The sequence below is a fragment of the Rhodospirillales bacterium genome (assembly GCA_016710335.1).
Taxonomy (GTDB): domain Bacteria; phylum Pseudomonadota; class Alphaproteobacteria; order Rhodospirillales; family Defluviicoccaceae; genus JADJXQ01.
This window is the reverse complement of record JADJXQ010000001.1, coordinates 439,232-461,078: the sequence shown is the minus strand read 5'-3', so window position 1 is coordinate 461,078 and position 21,847 is coordinate 439,232. Positions and strand designations below refer to the sequence as shown.

18 protein-coding genes, 1 pseudogene and 1 riboswitch are annotated in these 21,847 nt (G+C 60.3%); of the genes and pseudogenes, 16 read left to right on the top strand and 3 right to left on the bottom strand.

The features are described 5' to 3' along the window. Positions 1–40: 40 nt before the first annotated feature. On the bottom strand, positions 41–1,312 hold the full coding sequence (purD, locus tag IPM60_02045) for a phosphoribosylamine--glycine ligase (protein MBK8906715.1): 1,272 nt from the start codon (positions 1,310–1,312) through the stop codon (positions 41–43). 60 nt (positions 1,313–1,372) lie between these two features. Here purD and IPM60_02040 point away from each other — a divergent pair, with 60 nt between their 5' ends. Next, a complete protein-coding gene (locus tag IPM60_02040; GenBank protein ID MBK8906714.1) occupies positions 1,373–2,797 on the top strand; it encodes an exodeoxyribonuclease VII large subunit in 1,425 nt (474 codons plus the stop codon). A gap of 72 nt (positions 2,798–2,869) precedes the next feature. On the opposite strand, the gene IPM60_02035 is transcribed toward IPM60_02040, so the two are convergent. Beyond that, the gene (locus tag IPM60_02035; GenBank protein MBK8906713.1) at positions 2,870–3,502 is read right to left on the bottom strand and encodes a helix-turn-helix transcriptional regulator; all 633 of its coding nucleotides are present in this window, start codon (positions 3,500–3,502) and stop codon (positions 2,870–2,872) included. 899 nt (positions 3,503–4,401) lie between these two features. On the opposite strand from IPM60_02035, the gene IPM60_02030 reads away from it, so the two are divergent. The 15 genes from IPM60_02030 to IPM60_01960 all read left to right on the top strand — a co-directional run bounded on the left by IPM60_02030 (position 4,402) and on the right by IPM60_01960 (position 18,448). Continuing rightward, a complete protein-coding gene (locus tag IPM60_02030) occupies positions 4,402–6,000 on the top strand; it encodes a head-tail connector protein (GenBank protein MBK8906712.1) in 1,599 nt (532 codons plus the stop codon). Beyond that, the gene (locus IPM60_02025) at positions 6,001–6,312 is read left to right on the top strand and encodes a hypothetical protein (GenBank protein MBK8906711.1); all 312 of its coding nucleotides are present in this window, start codon (positions 6,001–6,003) and stop codon (positions 6,310–6,312) included. 25 nt (positions 6,313–6,337) lie between these two features. Continuing rightward, complete coding sequence (locus IPM60_02020) at positions 6,338–7,066, top strand: hypothetical protein (GenBank protein MBK8906710.1); 729 nt, start codon at positions 6,338–6,340, stop codon at positions 7,064–7,066. Between the two features lie 162 nt (positions 7,067–7,228). Continuing rightward, positions 7,229–8,047, top strand: a complete 819-nt coding sequence (locus tag IPM60_02015) for a hypothetical protein (GenBank protein ID MBK8906709.1) — start codon at positions 7,229–7,231, stop codon at positions 8,045–8,047. Positions 8,048–8,058: 11 nt separating this feature from the next. Then, complete coding sequence (locus IPM60_02010) at positions 8,059–8,328, top strand: hypothetical protein (protein ID MBK8906708.1); 270 nt, start codon at positions 8,059–8,061, stop codon at positions 8,326–8,328. Between the two features lie 128 nt (positions 8,329–8,456). After that, positions 8,457–9,092, top strand: a complete 636-nt coding sequence (locus IPM60_02005; GenBank protein ID MBK8906707.1) for a hypothetical protein — start codon at positions 8,457–8,459, stop codon at positions 9,090–9,092. Then, positions 9,092–11,020: a hypothetical protein gene (locus IPM60_02000; protein ID MBK8906706.1), complete on the top strand. Its 1,929-nt coding sequence runs from the start codon at positions 9,092–9,094 to the stop codon at positions 11,018–11,020. Before IPM60_02005 ends, IPM60_02000 begins: the two co-directional genes overlap by 1 nt. A gap of 65 nt (positions 11,021–11,085) precedes the next feature. Next, positions 11,086–11,646, top strand: a complete 561-nt coding sequence (locus tag IPM60_01995) for a hypothetical protein (GenBank protein ID MBK8906705.1) — start codon at positions 11,086–11,088, stop codon at positions 11,644–11,646. 507 nt (positions 11,647–12,153) lie between these two features. Then, the gene (locus IPM60_01990; GenBank protein ID MBK8906704.1) at positions 12,154–12,414 is read left to right on the top strand and encodes a hypothetical protein; all 261 of its coding nucleotides are present in this window, start codon (positions 12,154–12,156) and stop codon (positions 12,412–12,414) included. A 16-nt stretch (positions 12,415–12,430) separates the two neighbouring features. Beyond that, entirely contained in the window at positions 12,431–13,939 is a 1,509-nt protein-coding gene (gene terL, locus IPM60_01985; protein ID MBK8906703.1) for a phage terminase large subunit, read from the top strand. A 154-nt stretch (positions 13,940–14,093) separates the two neighbouring features. Next, complete coding sequence (locus IPM60_01980) at positions 14,094–14,294, top strand: hypothetical protein (GenBank protein ID MBK8906702.1); 201 nt, start codon at positions 14,094–14,096, stop codon at positions 14,292–14,294. 593 nt (positions 14,295–14,887) lie between these two features. Next, a complete protein-coding gene (gene queG, locus IPM60_01975) occupies positions 14,888–15,970 on the top strand; it encodes a tRNA epoxyqueuosine(34) reductase QueG (GenBank protein MBK8906701.1) in 1,083 nt (360 codons plus the stop codon). 12 nt (positions 15,971–15,982) lie between these two features. Beyond that, positions 15,983–16,456, top strand: coding sequence for a hypothetical protein (locus IPM60_01970; GenBank protein MBK8906700.1), 474 nt, complete (start codon positions 15,983–15,985; stop codon positions 16,454–16,456). A gap of 520 nt (positions 16,457–16,976) precedes the next feature. Further along, a riboswitch (SAM riboswitch) is annotated at positions 16,977–17,099 on the top strand. 37 nt (positions 17,100–17,136) lie between these two features. After that, the gene (locus IPM60_01965) at positions 17,137–17,865 is read left to right on the top strand and encodes a hypothetical protein (GenBank protein MBK8906699.1); all 729 of its coding nucleotides are present in this window, start codon (positions 17,137–17,139) and stop codon (positions 17,863–17,865) included. Positions 17,866–17,908: 43 nt separating this feature from the next. Next, the gene (locus tag IPM60_01960) at positions 17,909–18,448 is read left to right on the top strand and encodes a hypothetical protein (GenBank protein ID MBK8906698.1); all 540 of its coding nucleotides are present in this window, start codon (positions 17,909–17,911) and stop codon (positions 18,446–18,448) included. A 113-nt stretch (positions 18,449–18,561) separates the two neighbouring features. Here IPM60_01960 and IPM60_01955 read toward each other — a convergent pair. Further along, a pseudogene (locus tag IPM60_01955) lies at positions 18,562–21,842 on the bottom strand (DUF499 domain-containing protein). Positions 21,843–21,847 lie beyond the last annotated feature (5 nt).

Below are 21,847 nucleotides of genomic sequence, written 5' to 3'. Positions count from 1 at the left end.
TCTCTCCTGCAGATGTCTTGGTGCCGCGTCTGACTGGCGTTTACCTGACGATGGCGCGCCAGCCGATGTCGCGTCGGCAGTATCCGTCGTGCCACTCGATCTCCGCCACAGCTTCGTAAGCGCGTCGCTGCGCCGCTGCCACAGTGCGTCCCCGCGCCGTCACACAAAGCACCCGGCCGCCGTTGGCAAGGATCCGTCCATCGCGCTTCTCCGTGCCGGCATGGAATACCATGACGTCCTCAAGCCCCGCGAGCTTCTTTAGCCCCTTGATTTCGGAGCCCCTGCCATAGTAGCCGGGGTAACCGTTGGCGGCCATGACCACCGACAGCGCGGCATCTTCACGCCATTCGAGGACGAGGCCACCAAGACGACCCTCGCTGCACGCCAGCAGCGCATCCAACACATCGGACCGCATGCGCATGAGCAGCGGCTGGCACTCCGGATCCCCGAAACGGCAGTTGAACTCCAGCAACTTGGGCCCGTCATGCGTGAACATGAGGCCGGCATACAGGACTCCGCTGAACGAACAACCGATGTCGTGCAGCTCCTTAACAGCCGGACGCATGATGCGATCCATGACGACCTGCGTCATTTCGGCGGTGACAACGGGAGCCGGTGAATAGGCTCCCATCCCGCCGGTGTTCGGCCCGAGGTCGCCGTCGCAGGCTGCTTTGTGATCCTGGGAAGAAGCCAACGGAACGATGTCCGTTCCATCGACGAGCGCAAGAAAGCTCGCTTCCTCACCTTCCAAATATTGTTCAATCACCAGATTTGCACCGGCGGCGCCGAAAGCGCCCTCGACCAGTATGTGATCAATCGCCGCATAGGCCTCATTCTCCGTTCGACAAATCACGACTCCTTTGCCGGATGCCAAACCATCAGCCTTGGCGACGACCGGAACCCCGTGGGAGCGGACATACTCTTTCGCCGCTTCCGGCTCATCGAACTGACGATAGTCCGCCGTCGGAATGCCGGTGCGGGCACACAGATCCTTCATGAAGATCTTCGACCCTTCTATCTGCGCGGCGCCGCGACGGGGGCCGAAAGCCTTTATGCCTGCGCCCTCGAGCCGATCGATGAGCCCACTACACAGCGGGCCTTCGGGCCCGACGACGACGAAGTCCATCGCCTGCTTCACCGAAAAAGCCACAATCGCATCACGATCATCCGCCGCGATGTTGATGCATGTTGCGACATCGGCTATGCCCGCATTACCGGGTGCGCAGAATACGGCAGGCTGCATTGGCGAGCGGGAGATCGCCCAGCACAGTGCATGTTCGCGTCCTCCCCCTCCAACGACCAGGACGTTCATAGGCGCTTCCTGTCAGTCTCGAATTTTGGCGTAATCGGGACGTTGGTTCATACTGCAGCAATGGTCGATCATCCTAGCACCGCCAACGACGAGCACAACGTGCCGGTCTTTACCGTGGGGCAGATCTCGTCTGCGATAAGGCGCCAGATCGAAACCTCGTTCGAGCGGGTGCGCGTAAAAGGGGAAGTCAGCGGTCTGCGCAAAATGGCGTCCGGCCATCTTTATTTCTCGCTGAAGGACGAGAGCGCCGTCCTCAAGGGCGTGTGCTGGCGTCAGGCCGCTATGCGGCTCCGGATCGAGCCGGAAGATGGGCTTGAAGTAATCGTTGATGGACGCTTGACCACCTACGGGGGCAGGTCCGAGTACCAGATTATCGCGGACTCCATGCAGTTCGCGGGCGCGGGCGCACTTCTTCAGCTGCTTGAAGACCGTAAGCGGAAATGGGCAGCCGAGGGCTTGTTCGCTCCCGAGCGTAAGCAGCTTGTTCCGTTTCTGCCCGACGTTGTTGGCATCGTCACGTCTCCCACCGGCGCAGCGCTCCGGGATATTCTGCATCGCCTTGGTGCGCGCTCTCCATGTCGTGTTCTGGTATGGCCCGCTGCGGTGCAGGGCGATGGCGCTGCGGCACAGGTGGCCGCAGGAATTGCGGGGTTAAACACACTTTCGCGCGGCGGAGCGATCCCGCGCCCGGATGTCGTAATTGTCGCGAGGGGTGGCGGTAGCGTCGAAGATCTCTGGCCATTCAATGAAGAAGCCGTCGTAAGAGCAGCCGCTGCATGTGACATCCCGCTCATTTCCGCCGTCGGACACGAGACCGATACCACTCTTCTCGATTACGCCGCAGACTTGCGGGCACCGACACCGACCGCGGCTGCGGAACTTGCCGTGCCGGTGCGATTGGAATTGTCGACGCAGTTGACGACGTTGGAGACCAGGTTAGTCAGAGCGGTTCGTCGGTTGATCGGCAACCACCAAGTCAATGTCGAAGGCTTCGGACGCGGACTTCCACGGCCGGCGCAATTGGTGCAGGAGACACAACAACGCCTTGACGACTGGTCGGATCGCCTTTTCAAATGCGCGTTGGTGGGGGTACACCGCCGACGACTGGTTGTAGAAGGACAGGCCGGACGTCTCGTAGATCCGCGCAAACTCATCGTACACAATCAGGAACGCGTGGCTTCAGCGGCGCGAGCCCTCCTTGTCTCCATGAGCGCATTCCTGCAAAGACATGGCGATCGCTTACAGCATGTTAATGCCCTGCTTTCGAGCTTGTCGTATATGCGGACGCTCGAGCGCGGATTCGCCCTCGTCTATGACGTCAACGCTCACACCGTTTCGAGCGCGCAGCAGTTGCAGCAGAGTATGCCGCTGATGTTGAAGTTCAAGGACGGAGAGCGCAACGTCATCGTGACCAACCGTCGCAGCGGATTAAGAGTTTCGCAAGTTCAAGGCAAACCGAGTGGCAGCCAAGGCACGCTGTTGTAAGGCCATCCGCTGAGGCTCTTCCAAGCACTTCTGCATTAACCTCCGGTCGGCCGCTCGGTCGCTTCCCTGTTGTCATTGGCTTGCCCAGACGATGCGGGCGATCCAGTCGACCTCGTCTCGATCGACCAAACGCGCTTCATGCTCCGGATTGAACGACTCAAGCTCGTACTTATGGGCAGTTTGGCGGCGCAGCAGTTTTGCCATAACCTCGCCCTCGCGGGTTTTCAGCACCACCCGATCTCCCCGGCGGATGCTAGCCTGAGGAGCAACGATGATGATGTCCCCTTCCCGGTACACCGGCTCCATGCTTTCGCCACTTATCTCCAAAGCGTAGGCATGTGCATCTCCGATATCTGGAAATGGGATTTCATCCCACGCCCCGCCTACAGGGAAACCGGCATCGTCAAAAAACCCCTGGATGCCGGCTTGAGCGAGTCCGATGACCGGAACATTCATGTGCGGCTGATTCGCGCTGCCCTCCGTGACATGGACCAGAAATTCACTAACCGACGCGCCAGTAGCCTCCAATACCTTGGAAATACTTTCTGTGCTCGGCCACCGTTGTTTGCCGTCCCTGGTGATCCGCTTACTCTTGTTGAAGGTCGTCGGATCCAGCCCGGCACGGCGCGCCAAGCCTGAAGGCGACATGCCATGCTCGGCCGCCAACCGGTCAATCGCGCGCCAGATGTCTCCATGTCTCAACATGGGAACACTATCTTACATTAGGCCGGCCAGCGCACTAGGAACATTTTCATTGATACTAGGATGCCAGGCCCCTATCTGTTGCGCCGTGGTCAGGCTTCCAAGGCGCCGCAACCGACCCGCGGCATCCACGCGAAGTGAAGACGCCCTTGAAAATCAAGATGAGCATGGTGAACCGACCCGGTGGCGCCAAATGACCGTCGTAAATATTAAAAACGCTGTTGCAAGTGGCGACATCCCCGGTACTCCGAGGCCTGCGGTCGTGGTCTTCGGAGACAACTGCGGGGTCTGGTGGCTTCGCTTTCTACGGCGGGGTTTCCGACACTGCTTTGTCGCGGTCCTCTCCGCCGAAGCTTGGGTCATCATAGACCCCCTCTTGCACTACACCGAGCTAACGGTCCTACCGGGAGTCGGCCAATGCGATGTCGCGGCGGCGTACCGGGAAAAGGGTTTCACCGTTGTCGAAACGACCATTCGCCAGGCACCGCTGCGCTGTGCGCCGGTTGGTTTTCATACCTGCGTGGAGGCGGTAAAGCGAGTTCTCGGCATTCATGCCCGAGTGGTCACAACGCCTTGGCAGTTGTACAGGCACATCCTCCAGCGGCCGGCTGACGTGATGGTTGACAGAAGCCCAATGTAGGAATATATGCCAAAACGCAGCTGACACAACACAATCCGGTCAGCATCCGATGTGACTCGTGCGATGGAATTTGCTCACAAAGGGGCGTTCGCAAGTCCATTTCAAGACCGATTTCCTTGTTCTCACACGAACCCCGCTGTCTTGAACAAATATCGTTCCCGAGCGGGTTGGGCCCGCGTCCGAGCAGGCGAGGTCGCTCGTCACGGCCGCCCCGTTGTCGCAGAGGCTACTTGCAAGACAAGCGCCGGGACCACCGCGAGACATGACACTGGAAACTAATATGAACGAGCTTGCAACACAGAAAGCGACACTGGACCGCTACGCAAGAGCGCAACAGCGGCGGTCGGCCTGGACCGGTTTCTGGGACGAATGCTACGAGTTTGCTCTACCACAGTTTGGTGGATCCGCCTCGCCCCATCGTGCAGCGGCAACGAAGATTGACCGCCTATTTGACGGAACGGCTCCTGATGCCGTCGACCAGTTGGCCGCTACCTTGCTGGCACACGTTACGCCACCTTCATCGCGCTGGTTCGCACTGGATGTCGGTCCCGACGTCGACGCCGCACATGGGCAAATTACTGCAGCCGAATTGGAGAGATCCACGCGGTTATTGCATTCTCACTTCGAGAGATCAAATTTCGCCGTCGAAATTCATCAATGTTTTCTTGACTTGGTAACGGCTGGAACTGCGTCGCTGCTGTTCGAGGAAGCAGCGGCGGGAAATCCGTCTGCGTTTCGTCTTGCTGCGGTACCGCTGGCCCAGATCGCATTGGAAGAAGGGGAAGATGGCCGCCTCGACGCGACATTCCGAAAGACGCAGCTGTCCTTGAGCCAAGTGCTCGCGCGCTTTCCCAATGCGCAATGTATCGACGATATTCGCAAGCTCGCGCTGAACGATCCCAACGCTTCGATCGGCGTTTTGGAAGCGGTGACACCGGAGGACGGCGGCTACTCATACCTGGCATTTGCCGAAACGAGCGTATGCCCGGCGAGCGGCATGCGGATATTGGCAAACGGCCACTTCCGGGCGTCGCCTTTCATCAACTTTCGGTGGTCGAAGGCGCCGGGCGAGATTTACGGCCGATCCCCGGTCATGAAGGCCTTACCGGATATCAAAACCGCCAACAAGGCCGTCGAGTTGGTGTTGAAGAACGCCTCGATCGCGGTGACCGGCATCTGGCAGGCCGATGACGACGGCGTTCTCAATCCAGCCACGATCAAGCTTGTGCCGGGCACCATTATTCCGAAAGCCGTCGGATCAGCGGGGTTGAAGCCGCTGGAGGCACCGGGCCGATTCGACGTGTCCGAGATCGTGCTCGATCAAGTTCGCTCTCGCATTCGCAAAGCTCTGCTCGTCGATCAACTCGGCTTCGTCAATGGCCCACGGATGACGGCAACCGAAGTGCTGGAACGGTCTGCGGAAATGGCTCGCGTTCTGGGCGCCACCTACGGCCGCCTGCAATCTGAGTTCCTGGTACCGTTGCTTCGTAGAGCGATCGCTATCCTGACTCGAAGAGGAGAGATCGCCGACATCCCTGTCGACGGTCGCATCGCGACGATCAACTTCACGTCTCCTCATGCCCGCCATCAAGCTCAGCATGATGCTCATAACACCATGCTCTGGCTGTCGGCGGTACGAGAAATGGGATCCGAGGCTTTCGCTATCGTCGACCAGGTGGCGGCTGCGAAATGGCTGGGACGTGCATTCTCTGTTCCTGGAGAACTCATCCGCGACAATGACCTGATGTCGGGGCGCGCTGCTGAAGCGTCACGGCAAATCGATGCGAGCGTGCTGGGCCCAGACGAGGTTGTTGACCCTCAAGCGGAGGCACTGGATCTCCCGCTCTCAGGGGAAAGCTGAATGGATCAGAGCAAAGCAAACGAACTCGATACAGGCTGGTCATACATCGACGCACCAGAGCCTGGCTTGGCTTCCGACTATGCAAATGCGGACGAGATACCGATGATCTTCGCGCGGTGCTTCCAAACTGATGAAGGGGCAATTGCATTGAAGCACCTGCGCCGCATTACTTTGGAGCGCGTCATCGATCCCTCAGCTTCGGATTCAATGCTGCGACATGCCGAGGGACAGAGACATCTCGTCAAGATGATTGATAGCCTGGTCGCACGTGGACGCAAATCCCGGAGCGGGGTCCTGCCCGATCCCAGCTGAGGCCATTCAACGAGGAACAAGCCGCATGAGCGAGACCGCTTTTGAGCAACCAATGGGCGTTGGCACCGTGGGTTCTGAGGAGAAACAGGATCAGGCCGTTAACCTGGAGCAGAACCGGCGCCCGCAGAATATACCTGAGCAATTTTGGGACGAAGAACGCGATCAGATCAGAACCGATGCGATTCTCGAGTCCTATCTGGCGCTGGAACAAAGAGTCGTCTCGAGCGCTGGTCACGATAGGCCACAGGGTCCTGCGGATTACAAAATCGAGGTTCGCAGCGAACTGTTTTCCAGCGACATGGACATTAACACACGTCTTCACGAGGCGGGCTTCAGCCAAGAACAGGCACAACTCGTCTATGACCTGGCCCACGAAAGACTTGCACCGCTCGTCCATGAGATCGCTTCTGTGTTCGAGGCTGAGCATCAGGTCCATCGCCTCAAGCAGCGGTTCGGCGGGGATGAGCGTTGGCGGGACGCGTCTCAACAGATCTCGGCTTGGGGGCGCGCTAATCTTCCCGCCGAAGTATTTGACGCATTGTCGACATCCTACGATGGAGTCGTCGTACTCCACCAGATGATGTCCAGCAACGAACCGGGGCTTGTGCGCGACGGAGCTACCGGCGGCAATAATCGTTCAGAGAATGACCTTAAGCAAATGATGCGTGACCCCCGTTACTGGCGGGATCAAGACGCGTCGTTCGTGAATGAAGTGCGTGACGGATTCAGGAAGTTGTTCCCTCAACGGGGATAGGTTCCGCCCTCCGTCGCGACGACAGGACGGGCTGAAGCACAAAGGCGCTACTATTTGTGCGCGAATGTCGTCTCGCCACCAGTCTCGGCGTAACAGAAACGCAAAGTTCAACGAATACCGCAGCGCCGCAGGAGCCTTAATAGTAAGATAGGAGAAATGGACATGTCGACACAGGTCGAGCTGTCGTTCGTTAAAAATTTTGAAGCCGAAGTCCATATGCAATATCAGCAGATGGGCTCGAAACTTCGCAGCACCGTTCGCACGAAAAACAGTGTCATCGGTGCAAGCACCACATTTCAGAAAGTGGGTGCAGGAACAGCCAGCACCAAGTCCCGCCACGGCAAGGTGCCGGTCATGAACATCGACCATTCACCGGTCGAATGCATGTTGCAGGACTTTTACGCCGGCGATTGGGCCGACAAGCTGGATGAATTGAAAACGAACATTGATGAACAGCAGGTTGTGGCGAAAGCCGGCGCTTATGCTCTAGGGCGCAAGACCGACGAGCTGATCATTAATCAGCTCGCGAAGGGTGATGTTTTCGCCGGTGGCGAGACCGACGGGATCACGCGCGACAAGGTGCTCAACGCCTTCGAACTGCTCGGGGAGACGAACATCCCGGACGACGGCCAGCGCTTTGCGGTGGTCGGGTGGAAGCAGTGGAGCCAATTGCTCGCCATCGAAGAATTTGCCAATGCCGACTACATCGGCTCCGAAGAACTCCCGTGGAAGGGCACGCAAGCAAAGCGATGGTTGGGGACGTTGTGGATTCCGCATTCGGGTCTTCCAAAGAATGGCAATGTGAGAGACTGCTATTGGTACCACAAAACCGCCATCGGGCACGCGATTGGATCTGAAGTCAAAACGGACATCACATGGCATGGCGATAGAGCGGCTCATTTCATCAACAACATGATGAGCCAGGGCTCGTGCCTGATTGACAAGAAAGGCGTTATCACTCTCCGCTGCGTTGAAAATTGAGGATTGCTCTCATGTCTTATGACCCAAAATACTTGAGCGTGCTCGCCTATGCCAACGGTTTTACGCTTTGGCATTTTACGACAACTGATCCTGCTACGATTGTCGATGCTAGCGGCTACTTCAACGCCGCTGCCGATATGGTCCGCGTCGGCGACATGATTCTCGCCAACGTCGATACGGATGGATCACCTGCGGCGGGGGTTTTCCTCGTCAAGAGCAACAACGCCGGAGTTGTCGATGTTGCAGATCTTACGTCATTCGGATCGATCGACAGCGACTAACCCCGGAATTCACTTCTCAACCAGAGCCTGAGCGTCCGGGCGTACTCTTCGGGCCGACGAGAAGTTCGAACGGGCTGACGGATGATCTAAACCACATCCGTCAGCGTCGAACTCGCCGTGGTTGCCGAATGAATACTCCCACTGCCTGCCCCCTACTGGCGGCGCTCCTCATCCCCGACCCAGATTTTGGTGATGTTATGATAACTCATATCGATCTGTGCTCACTTGCGCTTATTAAGATCGGCGCCGGCGGCATTACTTCTTTCGACGATGGCACGGTTGAGGCGCAGGTAGCTGCCACGATTTACCCTATAGTCAGGGACAGCGTTCTTTCGGTTCATCCGTGGAATTTTGCCACGACCCAAAAGATCATTCCCAAGTTGTCGCAGCGACCGATCGCGGACTATCAAAACGCCTTTCAGTTGCCGCCGGATTGCCTTCGTGTGCTATCGGCCGGAAGCGGCGGCCGAGGCCGAGGTCTCACTTACAAAATCCACGGTAAACAAGTGTTGACCGATTTCGATGACGTCACGATCACATATATCTACCGAGCGCCTGAGTCCGTGTACCCGCCTTTTTTTAATCTCGCGCTTATATCGCGCCTTGCGGCGGAGTTCTGCATCCCACTCACGGACAGCACATCCCGCTGGCAAGGACTGCAAAAAGTCGCTGAGGACGAGTTGCGCAGGGCGAAGCTATGCGATGCGCAGGAAGATACACCGCCTGGCTTTTTAGAATTTAATTTGGTCGAAAGTCGATTTTGATGGCCCTCATCCGCATTGAAAAAAACAGTTTTGCGAGCGGCGAGGTTTCGCCGCGACTTTACGGCCGTTCAGACCTTAACGCCTACGCGAATGGCGCGGCGCATCTTCGCAACGTGTTCGTTCATCCGACAGGCGGCCTCAGCCGCCGATCAGGGCTTCGGCACGTCTCTGCTGCCTCAGGGCTTGGCAGACTTGTCGCCTTCGAGTTCAGCACGGAGCAGGCGTATCTATTGTTGTTTGCTCAAAACCGCGTCGATGTCTACGCGCAGGGCCGCAAGATCACTGAGCTTCCAACTCCTTGGATACTTGAACAAGTCGCTCAGATGAACTGGACGCAAAGCGCCGATACCTTATTAGTCGTCCACCCGAATTGCCCCCCAAAGAAGATTACCAGATTGGGCGAAGGTGACTGGAAGGTTTCAGACTGGCAGTTTGTTGTACAGGATACGGGCCGGCGCGAGCAGCCGCACCATAAGTTCTTTCACGAGGATGTCACCTTACAGCCTGGCGGCACGTCCGGCAACGTGTCCGTCACCGCATCCAGCTTTGTTTTTCATCCGGATCACACGGGCTGCAGGTTTCGCATCCGGAACAAAGAAGTTGAAGTCATTGCTGTCGAAACCGCGGGTGGATCCCAGAACGACGGGTGGTGGGACAGGGCATTAGTCAATGTCAAGGAGACGTTGCAGAACGTATCCGCGTCCAAGGACTGGAGTGAGCAAGCGTTTTCTGCGGTCCGCGGTTATCCCGCTTCTGTCACGTTCCATCAGGACCGTTTGGTGATCGGTGGCTCGCGAAGCCTTCCAAATCGGCTTTGGCTCTCCAAATCATCTGACCTGTTCAATTTCGATCTTGGCGAAGGGCTCGACGATGAGTCCATCAATTTCGGGATTCTGTCGGACCAAGTTAACGCGATCCGTGCCGTGTTCTCCGGTCGGCACTTGCAGGTGTTCACCTCTGGCGCTGAATGGATGGTTACCGGCGATCCCCTGACCCCCACCAACATTCAGCTCCATCGACAGACGCGGATCGGCTCCCCAAGCGGCAAAAGTATTCCGCCTCAAGACGTTGATGGAGCGACAATATTCGTTCCTCGCAGCAGCAACCAGATCCGTGAGTTTCTCTTCACGGATGTTGAGCAGGCTTACCAATCCGCGGACCTGGCGCTTTTGTCGCAGCACCTAATCAAAACGCCGGCGGATATGGACTACGATTCCCGGAAACGGCTGCTCCATGTGGTCATGGCAGATGGAACATTAGGAACCCTGACGATCTATCGGACTGAGCAGATCACAGCGTGGACTCCGCAAGAGACGGATGGATTCTTCAGATCCGTCAGCGTGTCAGGTGACGACGTCTATCTCTTAGTGGAGCGGCAGGGATCGTACAACATCGAAGTTCTCGATTCCGCAATACATGTCGATGCAGCGATGGTTGGCGAGGTCGAAACGCCCAAGTTGGAATGGTCCGGTCTGGATCATCTCGAAGGACGCACCGTAAAAGTCGTTGCGGATGGCGCAGTCCGCCCTGATACTCGCGTCGAAGGCGGAATGATTGTTTTAGATGAGCCAGCGTCGACAGTTGTCGCTGGACTCGGGTTCTCACATTTCATCGAACCGCTGCCACCAAGATCGTCTAGCGGCGGAAGCGCACAGGGTGCCAACATGCGCCCGATAACGATCACGTTTCGTTTTGACAACACGTACGCGCTTCAACTTGACACCGGCCGCGGTTTAATGAGTGTACCGTTCAAACGCTTCACGGGTAGTGCCGAAGATTTTTCTCCCACGGGGTTCAGTGGTGAGAAAACAGTGCGAGCCTTTGGCTGGCGACATGGAGCCGATGTACCGATCTGGCGCATTGAGCAGGATATACCCTTACCGTTCACTTTGCTGTCGGTGGCAACTGTAGTCAGTGTGAACGGCTGACCTTGCACTGCCAGCCAGAGGGTCGATGGGACGGGCCCGCCGTTGATGGCAATGCGCCGGTAGGCTTGCGCATTCAGGAAAGCGCTGCTGTTGCCGAGGTGGCAGCAAAATTACAGGCTCCCGAGCGCCTGCGGCGATCGCACCATAATCCCGTTTCACGGATTCAGGAGGTAACTATGGGTGGTTTTGTTCCCACTGCCGCCATGAGCGCGCTTCAAATCGGGTTTGACGCCGCACAGCGGAATCAACGCGCCAAGGTGGAAAAGTCAGCGCAGCGCGCCCACGCTCAAGATCAAATTGAGCAGTTGCGACGCAAGCAGGAGACCGAACGCCGGCAAAGAGCCCAGGACCTGAAGCGCGCGATTGCCGCACAGCGTGCCCGCTTCGGCGCTCGAGGCCTCCCGGTCGGTGGTTCCGCAGAAGCGGTTCTCGCCGGTTTGGCCGCAGAGGCGGAACGTTCGAATACAGACAGCCGTGCCCTCGCAAACTTGCGGATTGGACAGTTGAACACGGACTCCAACTATGCCGCCCGCAAAAGCCTCCTCAACGCCACACAACCGACCTACGCCTCAACGTTCGACGTAATCCAGAAAGGCCTGCGAAGGTTTCCCTTATTCGACGCCTGAGTGGACTCTGGAGAGCATTTTATTCACGTCGCTTCCAACCTCTCCCGTTTGGAGCCAAAAAACAGGGATTGCAACCTACCGATTGCATCCTCCTTTCAGCTACCAAGCAATACAAGTCACCGCAGCATCAGGGTACGCGTAATGTTGGACCATGATTTTTGGAACATATTTGGGATGCTGATAGTACCCCTGATCGGCGTCATCATGGGGGGGATGGTCCACTGGCTACGAAAGCTCGATGATCGGCAATACCATCTCGCCGTTAATACCGTGACGCGAGCAGACTTGGTGGAGGCACTTCGTCCTCTCAACGAACGACTGGTTCTGCTTGAAGGCCGGCTGCCCACTGCCAGCGCCCAATCTCCGCGTTGGCGGAATTCTTGAGATTCTGTGCCTCTCGCGCAGCAAGAACCCTTTCTAGCCAGGTAACATAAGGCAGCCTGGTATCATAAACACGTATATTCTCATGTTCTATAGTGGCGGACAGTTTCACCGGAGGATTCATTAATGTTGCGGGCGGAATCCGTGCTTACTTTGACTGACAAATATAACGAATTGTGCATTCATGAGCCGCCGGATGACAGCAAGGGTGCGGCTATTCACTACGACTTACTGAGAGAAGTGTGCCACGTATTGGAAAAGTTTTATGATATGAGCGACAGCGGATCAACATTTAAATCTTCAATTTTTAGTGAGATCGGCAAGCCTGATGAACTTTTGAGGCGGGCGGCTCAGGAAATCAGTAAGTACGATCCGCGTCTGCCATAAAACGGCTATCATCATCATGACCCGAGGGTTTGTCAGTTTTCCGGAGTTTGTGTGGATTTGGAATCACTGCCAGGGCCTGTCCACGCCATCGCTGCATGTCGGAATAGCCGTTTGGCTTTATGAGCGTTGGCAAGAAAAAGACCGGCGTCTTCTTGTCTTGGCGTTTCGCAACTCCGGTAAATCCACGTTGATCGGCTTGTTTTGCGCCTGGCTATTTTCGGTGGACCAGAACCGCCGGATTTTGGTATTGGCCGCTGAACATTCTCTGGCCGCCAAGATGGTGCGCAACGTAAAGAGAATTATCGAAAGTCATCCCCTGACGGCTGGGCTGAAGCCCAAACGTGCGGACCAATGGGCGTCGGATCAATTTACGATCCGGCGCACGGCGGTGTTTCGCGATCCGTCTATGCTCGCCAAAGGGATCGAAGCGAATATCACTGGTCTTCGCGCTGACGCCGTCATCTGTGATGATGTTGAAGTGCCAAACACCTGCGGAACACCGGCCAGACGTCAGGTCTTGCGGAGCCGTCTTCAGGAGGTCGAGTACGTTCTTGTGCCTGACGGCCTCCAGGTCTTTGTGGGCACGCCGCATACTCGCGACTCCATCTACTTTCCCACAGAAAGCTTGGTGGAGCAGAAGACGGAACAGGGGATCGGCAGCGAGTTCAAGCGACTGGAGATACCAATCGTCGACAATAGCGGACAGAGCCAATGGCCGGAACGGTATCCGCTCAACATCATCGAAGAGATCAAAAACCGGACCGGACCCGCAAAGTTCGAGAGCCAGATGCTTCTGCGTCCGAGAAACATCCGCGAGGCCCGGCTGGATGCCGACTACGTGCGAATGTACGATCAAGAATTACAATACACCGAGGCGAACGGTCAAGCGATCTTAAGTATTGGGCTGAAGCGGCTCGTATCCGCCTCATGTTGGTGGGACCCCGCTTTCGGTTCGCCCAACAAGGGCGACTCAAGCGTCGTTTCGGTGGTTTTCACTGATGAAGACGGACAGTACTACCTACATGACATTTTATACGTTAAACATAATCCCGACATTGTAAAGGATGTTGACGAAGCTTCGCAACAGTGCCGGCAAGTCGCGCAGTTTGTGCACCGGAATTACCTGCCGCACGTTTGTGTTGAAGTCAATGGCATTGGGAAGTTTCTGCCGGGCTTGCTGCGCCGGGAGATAAGAAATCAGCGCATTTCGTGTGCGGTTTTGGAACGGGTTGCGGTGCAAACCAAGGATTTGCGAATTCTCGACGCTTTCGATGCAGTGCTTGCTTCTGGACGGCTTCTCGCCCACAGGCGTGTCTGGGACACACCATTTTTAGATGAAATGCGGGAATGGCGTCCCGGGGAAGGGAACAGCGACGACGGGCTGGACGCCGTCGCAGGCTGCCTGCTTGATGAACCGATAAGGTTGCCGTACCAGCTCCCAAACACCAGCGCCCCTACGTCAGCGAAAAACAACTGGCGTCCGGGTGGCGGCGTGTTCCTGGTCGACACCGACTTCGCGGTCTGATGAGCCATCCGGAGCCGCGAGCGGCGGAACTTTCCGCGGCTTGAGCCGGACCGGGGAGGCTGAACGGCGAAAGTCGGTCTCCCTGTGCGAAATACGGATACAGGAGCATGTCGCAACAATTGAACCGGTCAGGACGGACGGCTACACTCAGCGAATGGCGGAATTCGCGAACGAAACTCAGCCGTGGGTGGACTGGCTCTTTCTTATCGTCACAGGCATCATTGCCTGGCACGGCATTCGGCACCGTGACGACGATGGTCACCCCACATTCGTTCACCTGTTGTTCGGATGCATCGCCGCCGTTTACTTCTTCCTGGTGCTGTTTGAAGATGTCCTCGGTATCATCGACTTCTAAGCCGTAACAGCCTGAAGATCCGAAGCCGGCTGACCCCCTGCTTCCCCGTGCAGCTGACGACCGGGTGTGTCGTCCCTTCTCGACAACGCCAGGACAGGAAATCAAAACGACCTCGGCGCACGATGTTGCCCGAGCCCGCAATCTGCGTCGTGACGTTGTGGTCGCCGACAGTGCGAGCGATCTGCGTGATCGGCTGGCCGCCCTTTGTCCTCGATGTCGCGCAGCAGCCCTGCAACGTCTTCGCGGAGCGCCGGGTCCGTCGAGCGACTTGCGCAGATCCTTGACCAGCGCCCCTTGGTTGGCCTGATCCTCCGGCACCTGCCTAAACGGCCAGCACCGTGTCGAGCCATGTGGCGAGCGCCACTGCGAAGCCCGGATGGGCCTCGGGAACCGAAGCATGACCCGGCGCCGTTGCAGCTCGCTCCGCCATCACCGACGAATCCCTCACCCTCAATCTCCCGCCACTCCAACCGCACAGATTGCGCGGTGCGGATTCGGGCACAAATAGAAGTATGTCAACACAGGGTGGTATCGACCCGGCACGGTCAAAACCCAGTTTGTGCCGACGAAATCGCCGCAGCGGGTGGAGGTTGATGTCCCCAACATCGGAGACCGAAGAACGGCCGAAGACTGATATTCGCAGCCAAGCCCTGTCTTTCGGCTTCGATGCCGTAGGCTTTGCGGACGCTGTCGGCGACCCGGCGGATGGCGAGCGTCTTCGCGCCTATCTCGCCGAGGGCCGACATGGCGACATGGACTGGATGGAGAGAACGGCGGAGCGGCGCGCCGATCCCCAGATGCTGTGGCCGGAGGCGCGCTCCGCCATCGTTGTCGGCGTCAATTACGGACCCGTGGACGATCCGCTGGCGGCGCAAGCCGAGGCGGATCGCGGCGCCATCAGCGTCTACGCGCGCGGCCGCGACTACCATGACGTCCTCAAGAAGCGGCTGAAGGCGTTCGCTCGGGCGGTGCAGGAGCGGCAAGGCGGCGACGTCAAGGTGTTCGTGGACACCGCGCCGGTAATGGAGAAGCCACTGGCGGCGCGAGCCGGCCTCGGTTGGGTCGGCAAGCACACCAATCTTGTGTCCCGACGCTTCGGCTCATGGCTGTTCCTCGGTGAAGTGCTGACAACCCTGGAATTGCCGCCCGACCCGCCGGGGATGGATCTGTGCGGACGGTGCCGTCGCTGTCTGGATGCGTGCCCGACGGGTGCGCTGCCGGAGCCCTACCGCATAGAGCCGCGGCGGTGCATCTCATACCTGACCATCGAGCATCAGGGCGCAATCGATCCGGACCTGAGGGCGCTGATGGGCAATCGCGTCTATGGTTGCGACGACTGCCTGGCAGTGTGCCCCTGGAACAGGTTCGCGATGCCAACTCGGCACGCTGACCTGGAGGCGCGCCCGGAATTGACCCTGCCTGCCATCGCCGATCTCGCGCAACTGGACGACGTTGGGTTCCGGTCACTGTTCGCACGCACCGCCGCCAAGCGGACCGGACGCGAGCGCTTCATGCGTAACGTCGCCATCGCGGCCGGTAATAGCGGCCATGCCGGCCTGAGGGGGACGATCGACGGCCTCGCGGCGGATGCCTCGGTCATGGTGCGCGACGCCGCCGCTTGGGCTCTAAGCCGCCTCGGTGGGCTCGGCGACAAACCGACGGATGATCGAACCTGAGGCAATCTTGATATGGACGATGCCGCCATTGCTCGTGCGCTACATGTCCTGGGCGTAGTCCTCTGGATTGGAGGGGTTGGTTTTGTGACAACCGTTTTGCTGCCGGCTGTCCGCCGGATGAAGGATCCGCCGGAGCGGGTCGCATTTTTCGAAGCGATAGAGGGACGTTTCGCCTGGCAGGCGCGAGGGACGACGCTGCTTGTCGGCGTGACCGGTTTCTACATCACGGCGGTGTGGGGGATTTGGGACCGCTTTCTCGAGGCCAGTTTCTGGTGGATGCACGCCATGGTGTTTGTGTGGCTTCTGTTTTCGTTCATGCTGTTCATCGCGGAGCCGCTATTCCTTCATCGCTACTTCCTGAACTCCGCAACGAAGCGACCCGAAGGGACGTTCCGGCTGATCGAAACCCTGCACTGGGTGCTGCTCGCCCTCAGCCTGATTACGCTCCTGGGCGCGACTGCCGGCAGCCATGGCGTCGCGTTTTAGCAGCGAAGGCGCGGCAACCTTCGAACGGACCAAGTCCTCCGTCTCCAGGCTCGTGATCAGTCGCGTTTGACCTGAACTCCGTGCGCCGCCGCCGCTTCCTGGAGCGCGGCAAGAGCTACGAGTTCGGCATCCACGGTTCTAAATCAGCGTCTTTGGGTGGCGCGCCCGGGAGGACTCGAACCCCCAACCTCCTGATCCGTAGTCAGACAAAAACCTAATAATAACAAGGACATTTCCAACTGTGTGTGGCGAACAAACGGTAAATTTCAGACTCTCTTGTAACCTATTTGCGCCGGTAGGTTTGCCGTTTGTTCCGCGTCAGCGAGAGCGGTTGGGCCGGCAACTACTCTCGGCCAAGCGGAACCGGGGCGTTGCGCGGACGCTTGTTCCGGATATCGCCGCCTTTGCGGATGCCGGCCGGGCGCGAGTTGCTGGCATCGGCCCATCGCACCGGCCGGGAGTCACTCCCCCCTGCAGCGACAAGGATGACTTGACGTTTTACGCGAAGTCGTGCAATCTGGAGGTGCATCGAGATTGGGTCGACGCCCAGACCAACCTGCCGTCCCGGGCAAGGTGGTTCCCGAAAGGGGATGTGGCTCTCGCCGGCGCACGAGCGTCATCGGGAGCAACCAAGCGGGTACGCGTCGACCCTCCTCGGCCAACCGAAGGAGGGTTTTTCAATGTCTTCTACACGTCAAGACTCCACACGTCGCAAGCATCCCCCCGACGACGAGGTCATCGTCGATCCGTGGCTGAACAGGGGGTGCAGAGATCAGCGGCTGCCGCGAGGCAGCGAGTTCCTCTGCGCGTTCGACTGCTGGGTCATCATCGACGCGGTCCCCGTCGCCACCTTCGTCCACGCCGGGCAAACGCGGGACGAGCTGTGGCTCGCCATCGGCATCGACCACATCGATCCGCTCGCCGCAGCAGCGGAGATCATGATCCACGGCGCTCCGCCGCCGCCGGCACAACTGGGCGTGGCGGTGTCGAAGGCGAGGCGGGCTGGTCCTGAAGCGACGCCGCTGGAGCTGCTCGAGATTCTGTTCCGCTCCTGGGTCGGGCATGGTGCGCCGTCGGACTTTCTCGCCTCCGGGCTGGTGTCGGGTGACGAGTATCATGCGCTGATCGCCCGGCTCGAGCAGGAGCGCGCAGACAACGCCGAACGAGCGGCCCGGAACGAGACGGAGATCGTCGTCGCCGCGCGCGAGCTTCGCCTGAACCCGCGTCCGAGCGGCACCGGCGGAGACCACTGGCGCGCCAACTGCCCGCGGACCAAACACTCCCTCGAAATCCAGGCGCGGAACAACCTGTTCTTCTGCGGCTACTGCAGCCGCGGTGGAGGCCCGGAGGAGCTTCAGGCCTTAGTCGACCATCGCGCGGCATGGAAAGCGCGACAGAGCCGCTCGTGAACCGGCGCGCTTCCCGACATCAACAGGACATGGGGAATCCACAATGACAAAGTCACTCAAGTTGCGCCCGGCCGCGCCCGACGATCCGATCTACAAGCTCGGCTACGTGGTCGGAGGCAGCGTGGTTTTCAAACGCCGCGAGGACCTCTACTACCGCGAAGCGCGCGGCAGTCTGGTGTTCGCCGGGCGCAGCACCGCCGAGCACGTGCACCGGATCCACGAGGCACTCCGCAGTGCGGAAACCTGGGGCGCGTTCAAGGCGGCGCTGCCGGCCGGCGAGTGGGACGACATCGCCGAGCGCTACCGTGCTGCCGATGAAGACGAGGATCTTCCGGCGGACGATGCGCCCTTCAGCTCCGCCGACGTGCCGGGCGTCTGCGACGGCGACTATCCCGTCTGGCTGCAAGCGGAGATCGATCTCGTCCTTCCCGAGGATCTCCTCCACCGGTTCGCGAAACGGGAGAACAGCGTCCTCAACGGCCCGTTCTTCACCATCGACCCGGAGCACGAGGACGCGCTCGTCCGCGAACTCAGGAGCCGCGGCTACACGGTCACCCGCCGGGATGATCTCCGGTTCTGGTGAGGTCGGCTGCGGTCGCGCCCGCGCCGGGGGCGCGGCCACATTATTACCCCCTGCGCGGAAGCGCCGAAACGAAACCAGTGAGCAGCTCGTCTATAAACCAGAGAACACCTCGTCTATGACCGCTCGAAGCCGTGGGTCTTGAACTTGAGGGTCTGGCAGTTCTCGGTGACGATACGCTGGACGGTGTCGGGCACGCCGCCGGGAACCTCCGCCGCGATCTCGATCGTCACGCTCGGCTTTGCCTGCGGCAGCGTCGTCAGGTGCTGAAGCACTTCCTCGGCGATGCGGCCCATGTCGCGGGCGGCGCGGTCGGGGCTGACCTCGACGGTGGCGAAGAATCGCCGCGGCAAATCAGGTCCGAGCGCCTCCAGTGCAGGTCCCGGGGCGGCGCCCGGCTCGGCTCCCGGCGTTGGACCCGGACCAGGCCCTGGCCCTGCCGGCGGCCGCTCCGTCGCCTGCTGCGCCTTGGCGATGTCGGGTTTGACGAGGACGCTGAGCGCATCGATGACGACGGCACCGCCCCCTGTCAGCTTGAGGCCGTCGTAGCGTCCCGTCTCCGTGTTGAAGCCGCCGGCGTAGGCAAAGTGGTCGCAGACCAACTCGCTGATGCCGGCCTGGATGGCGTCGATCAGCACGGTGACGTCGCGGAGCCGCGGCAGGTAGAGATACGACGCCAGGTACTCCCACAGCTGGCGGGTGCCGATGTGGTTCGTCGCCTGCCATAGGTACCTGTCGAGCACCAGCCGGAGCCGCACCGGACCCATCCTGGTCATCAGTGCCTCGTCCTGGACCAGCTTCCTGCTGATGCGCACGGCGAGAGGATCCTGTCCCTGCAGGCGGATCTGCGACCAGTCGAGCATCGGGTTCTGCGGGTCCGGTTGCCCGGGGACCAGCGCCCACACCCACGTCTCGAGGATACGAGCGGCGACCGTGTCTTCCAGTTCCCGCGTCTTCGATTCCGCCTGCCGGCGCTGGAAGGCGTCCAGGTTGAGCTTTTCGCGCTCATCGGCTATCGAGGTCCACGCGATCAGCGACCGCATGGCCTCCTCGAGGTCCGCGAGGCGCTGTTTGTCGGCGGCGAGGAACACCAGCATATTCTTGTAAAGCCGTTGGCTGGACCCGCGGTTGGCGATAATCTCCGCCGCCGCCGCGACGGCGCGTCCGTCTACGTTGCGGGCCCGTGCGTGTACTGCGGCGCCAGGATCACCAGCCGCGCCTCCATCTCGTCCGGAACTTCGCCGGAGCTGTCGGGCGCCACATGCACCGCCGCGAAGTCGCCACGCGGCGACTTTTTCCGTAGCCGCTCCACCAATCGGTCGAGCACGTCGTCACGGGCGAGATCTGCGGCGCGGTCGGCGGCGAGGCGGGTGACGCTCGGCTGTGTGGCGAACCAGTAGCGGTTCTGGTCCACGTAGAGGTACGACGCCTGATCCGCCAGCCTGCGGAGCGCGTCGCCGAACGTGCCGACCGTCTCGCCCGGCTGCACGCACGCGAGCCGGATGCGCCGATCATCGACGCCCGGGTTGGCCCCGGCGTAATTAGGGGCCGAGGCGAGAAAGATCGAGCGGGCAACCCGCCGCGTCGCCCCGTAGCGCTGCAGGTTCTGGTTGTCGCGATCGATCTGCAAGGCGCGCGCGGTCGGGCCGTCGATGTCGGCGGCGATGATCGCGTCCCACTTCTGCTCGAGATAGTCGAGGAGCTTGGCGTGGACGGCGACATCCTCGAGCGGCAGCGTCCCCGGCATGATCATCAGGCTCTTGTCGCCGCTCTCCCATAACACGTTGATGACGCTCGCCATCAGCCGCAACACGCCGCGGGTGCGCTGGAACTTGTCGAGCGCGCCCCAGTCGGTGTTGAGGCGCTCGAACAGCTCGGGGTGGATCGGGTACGCCTTCTCGAGCAGCTGACGGTAAGCCGCCTCGCTGCATTCGCTCGGAAACGCGGCGCCGTTCTCGCGGTATAGGTCGCCGTACGCCTTGACCACAGCGTCGCGGGCGCCGAACGATTCCCGCTCGGTCATCGGCTCGAACAGCCGCCGTCGGACGATCTCGTAGCCTTCCTCCGCGGAGGCCGGCCGCCACGAGCTTTCCACACGCCCGAACGTGTTCTTCAGCATGGAGAGCGCCATCTTTCCGCCCTCGCCGCCGATCTCGATGTCGGAGGCCGGCAGCGACGCGACCAGAAGCGCACCCGGCACCGCCTTCACCGCCTCGCTCAGCGCCTGCGCGAAGGTGAGGTTGGTCTCGAACGAGCCGGCCGCGGTGCCGGTCTTGCCGTAAAGCTGGCGGACGAAGGCGACCCACTCATCAATGAGAATGAGACACGGCACGTGACGCTTGAGCAGGTCGACGAGGAGCGTGGAGCCGGGGCTGAGGCCTTGCGCGTCGGAATTCGCCAGCATGCCGTACGCCTCGGCGCCGCCCATCTGCCACGCCAGGTCGCCCCATATGGTCTGCACCTCCGTGCCGTCCGGGCGGCGCTGGATCTCGCCCGGCGACCACGACGTGCCGACGAACACGGCGCGCCGCGCGCGCGGGATCGAGGTGATGCCCGTGTCGGCCATCAGCTGATCGACGCCCGATAGCGCTGTGGCATCGTCGGCCCCTGCGAGGTGGTAGAGCGCCAGCATCGAGTGGGTCTTGCCGCCGCCGAAGTTGGTCTGCAGCTCGACGACGGGATCGCCGCCGCGGCCGCTGAACCGCTCCGCGGCGCCGCGCAGGAGGCGCGCGAGTCCCGTGGTGATGAAGGTGCGGCGGAAGAACTCGGCGGGATCGCCGTACTCCGGGCCGGCGTCGCCGCGCACCACCTGGGCAAGGTCGGCGGCGAACTCGGCGACGAGATAGCGCCCGGTGGCGACGTCCGGGTGCGGGGTGATCACCTCCCGCCATGGTTTCAGGCCCGCCTTCGGCGCAGCCTGCAGGGTCAGCGTCGTCTGCCGCCGCTCCTGGACGCGCCGCTGCTCGGCGAACATGGTGCGCATCACCTCCTGGCGCATGGCATCGATCTCCCGCGCCTGCGCGGCGGAGGAGACGGCGTTCAGCAAGCGATGGGCACTGTCGAGGGCGCGGTGGGTGTCGTCGTAGCTGAACGCGTCCTGATGCGCCCAGCGGTTGCGCACGTCCTTGAGTTCGCCGACCAGCGACCGCTCTGCGTGCCCCAGGGTCTTCGAGAACACGTCCCGCCAGTTGCCGATCATCGTGTCGAGCAGCGGCTGGACTTCCCAGGCGATGCTGCCGTCGCGCCTCCGCGTGATCGCCCGGCCACGGTCGTGATCGATCCACGTGCGCCAGGAGGCGCCGGCGCGGGCGTCCATCTCCCGCTCGACGAACCCCTGCAGGCCGTCGGCGAGGATGTGCAGGCCCCGGTCGACGCGCTCGCGATTGGTGGTGGCCATGATCC

Coding starts and splice junctions, on each gene's coding strand:
- IPM60_02030 (MBK8906712.1), top strand. CDS start 4,402: ATGACACTGGAAACTAATATGAACGAGCTTGCAACACAGAAAGCGACA.
- IPM60_02010 (MBK8906708.1), top strand. CDS start 8,059: ATGTCTTATGACCCAAAATACTTGAGCGTGCTCGCCTATGCCAACGGT.
- IPM60_01960 (MBK8906698.1), top strand. CDS start 17,909: ATGACAAAGTCACTCAAGTTGCGCCCGGCCGCGCCCGACGATCCGATC.
- IPM60_02025 (MBK8906711.1), top strand. CDS start 6,001: ATGGATCAGAGCAAAGCAAACGAACTCGATACAGGCTGGTCATACATC.
- IPM60_02035 (MBK8906713.1), bottom strand. CDS start 3,502: ATGTTGAGACATGGAGACATCTGGCGCGCGATTGACCGGTTGGCGGCC.
- IPM60_02040 (MBK8906714.1), top strand. CDS start 1,373: ATGGTCGATCATCCTAGCACCGCCAACGACGAGCACAACGTGCCGGTC.
- terL (MBK8906703.1), top strand. CDS start 12,431: ATGACCCGAGGGTTTGTCAGTTTTCCGGAGTTTGTGTGGATTTGGAAT.
- IPM60_02020 (MBK8906710.1), top strand. CDS start 6,338: ATGAGCGAGACCGCTTTTGAGCAACCAATGGGCGTTGGCACCGTGGGT.
- IPM60_02015 (MBK8906709.1), top strand. CDS start 7,229: ATGTCGACACAGGTCGAGCTGTCGTTCGTTAAAAATTTTGAAGCCGAA.
- IPM60_01965 (MBK8906699.1), top strand. CDS start 17,137: ATGTCTTCTACACGTCAAGACTCCACACGTCGCAAGCATCCCCCCGAC.
- IPM60_01980 (MBK8906702.1), top strand. CDS start 14,094: ATGGCGGAATTCGCGAACGAAACTCAGCCGTGGGTGGACTGGCTCTTT.
- IPM60_01970 (MBK8906700.1), top strand. CDS start 15,983: ATGGACGATGCCGCCATTGCTCGTGCGCTACATGTCCTGGGCGTAGTC.
- purD (MBK8906715.1), bottom strand. CDS start 1,312: ATGAACGTCCTGGTCGTTGGAGGGGGAGGACGCGAACATGCACTGTGC.
- IPM60_02005 (MBK8906707.1), top strand. CDS start 8,457: ATGAATACTCCCACTGCCTGCCCCCTACTGGCGGCGCTCCTCATCCCC.
- queG (MBK8906701.1), top strand. CDS start 14,888: ATGTCCCCAACATCGGAGACCGAAGAACGGCCGAAGACTGATATTCGC.
- IPM60_01990 (MBK8906704.1), top strand. CDS start 12,154: ATGTTGCGGGCGGAATCCGTGCTTACTTTGACTGACAAATATAACGAA.
- IPM60_02000 (MBK8906706.1), top strand. CDS start 9,092: ATGGCCCTCATCCGCATTGAAAAAAACAGTTTTGCGAGCGGCGAGGTT.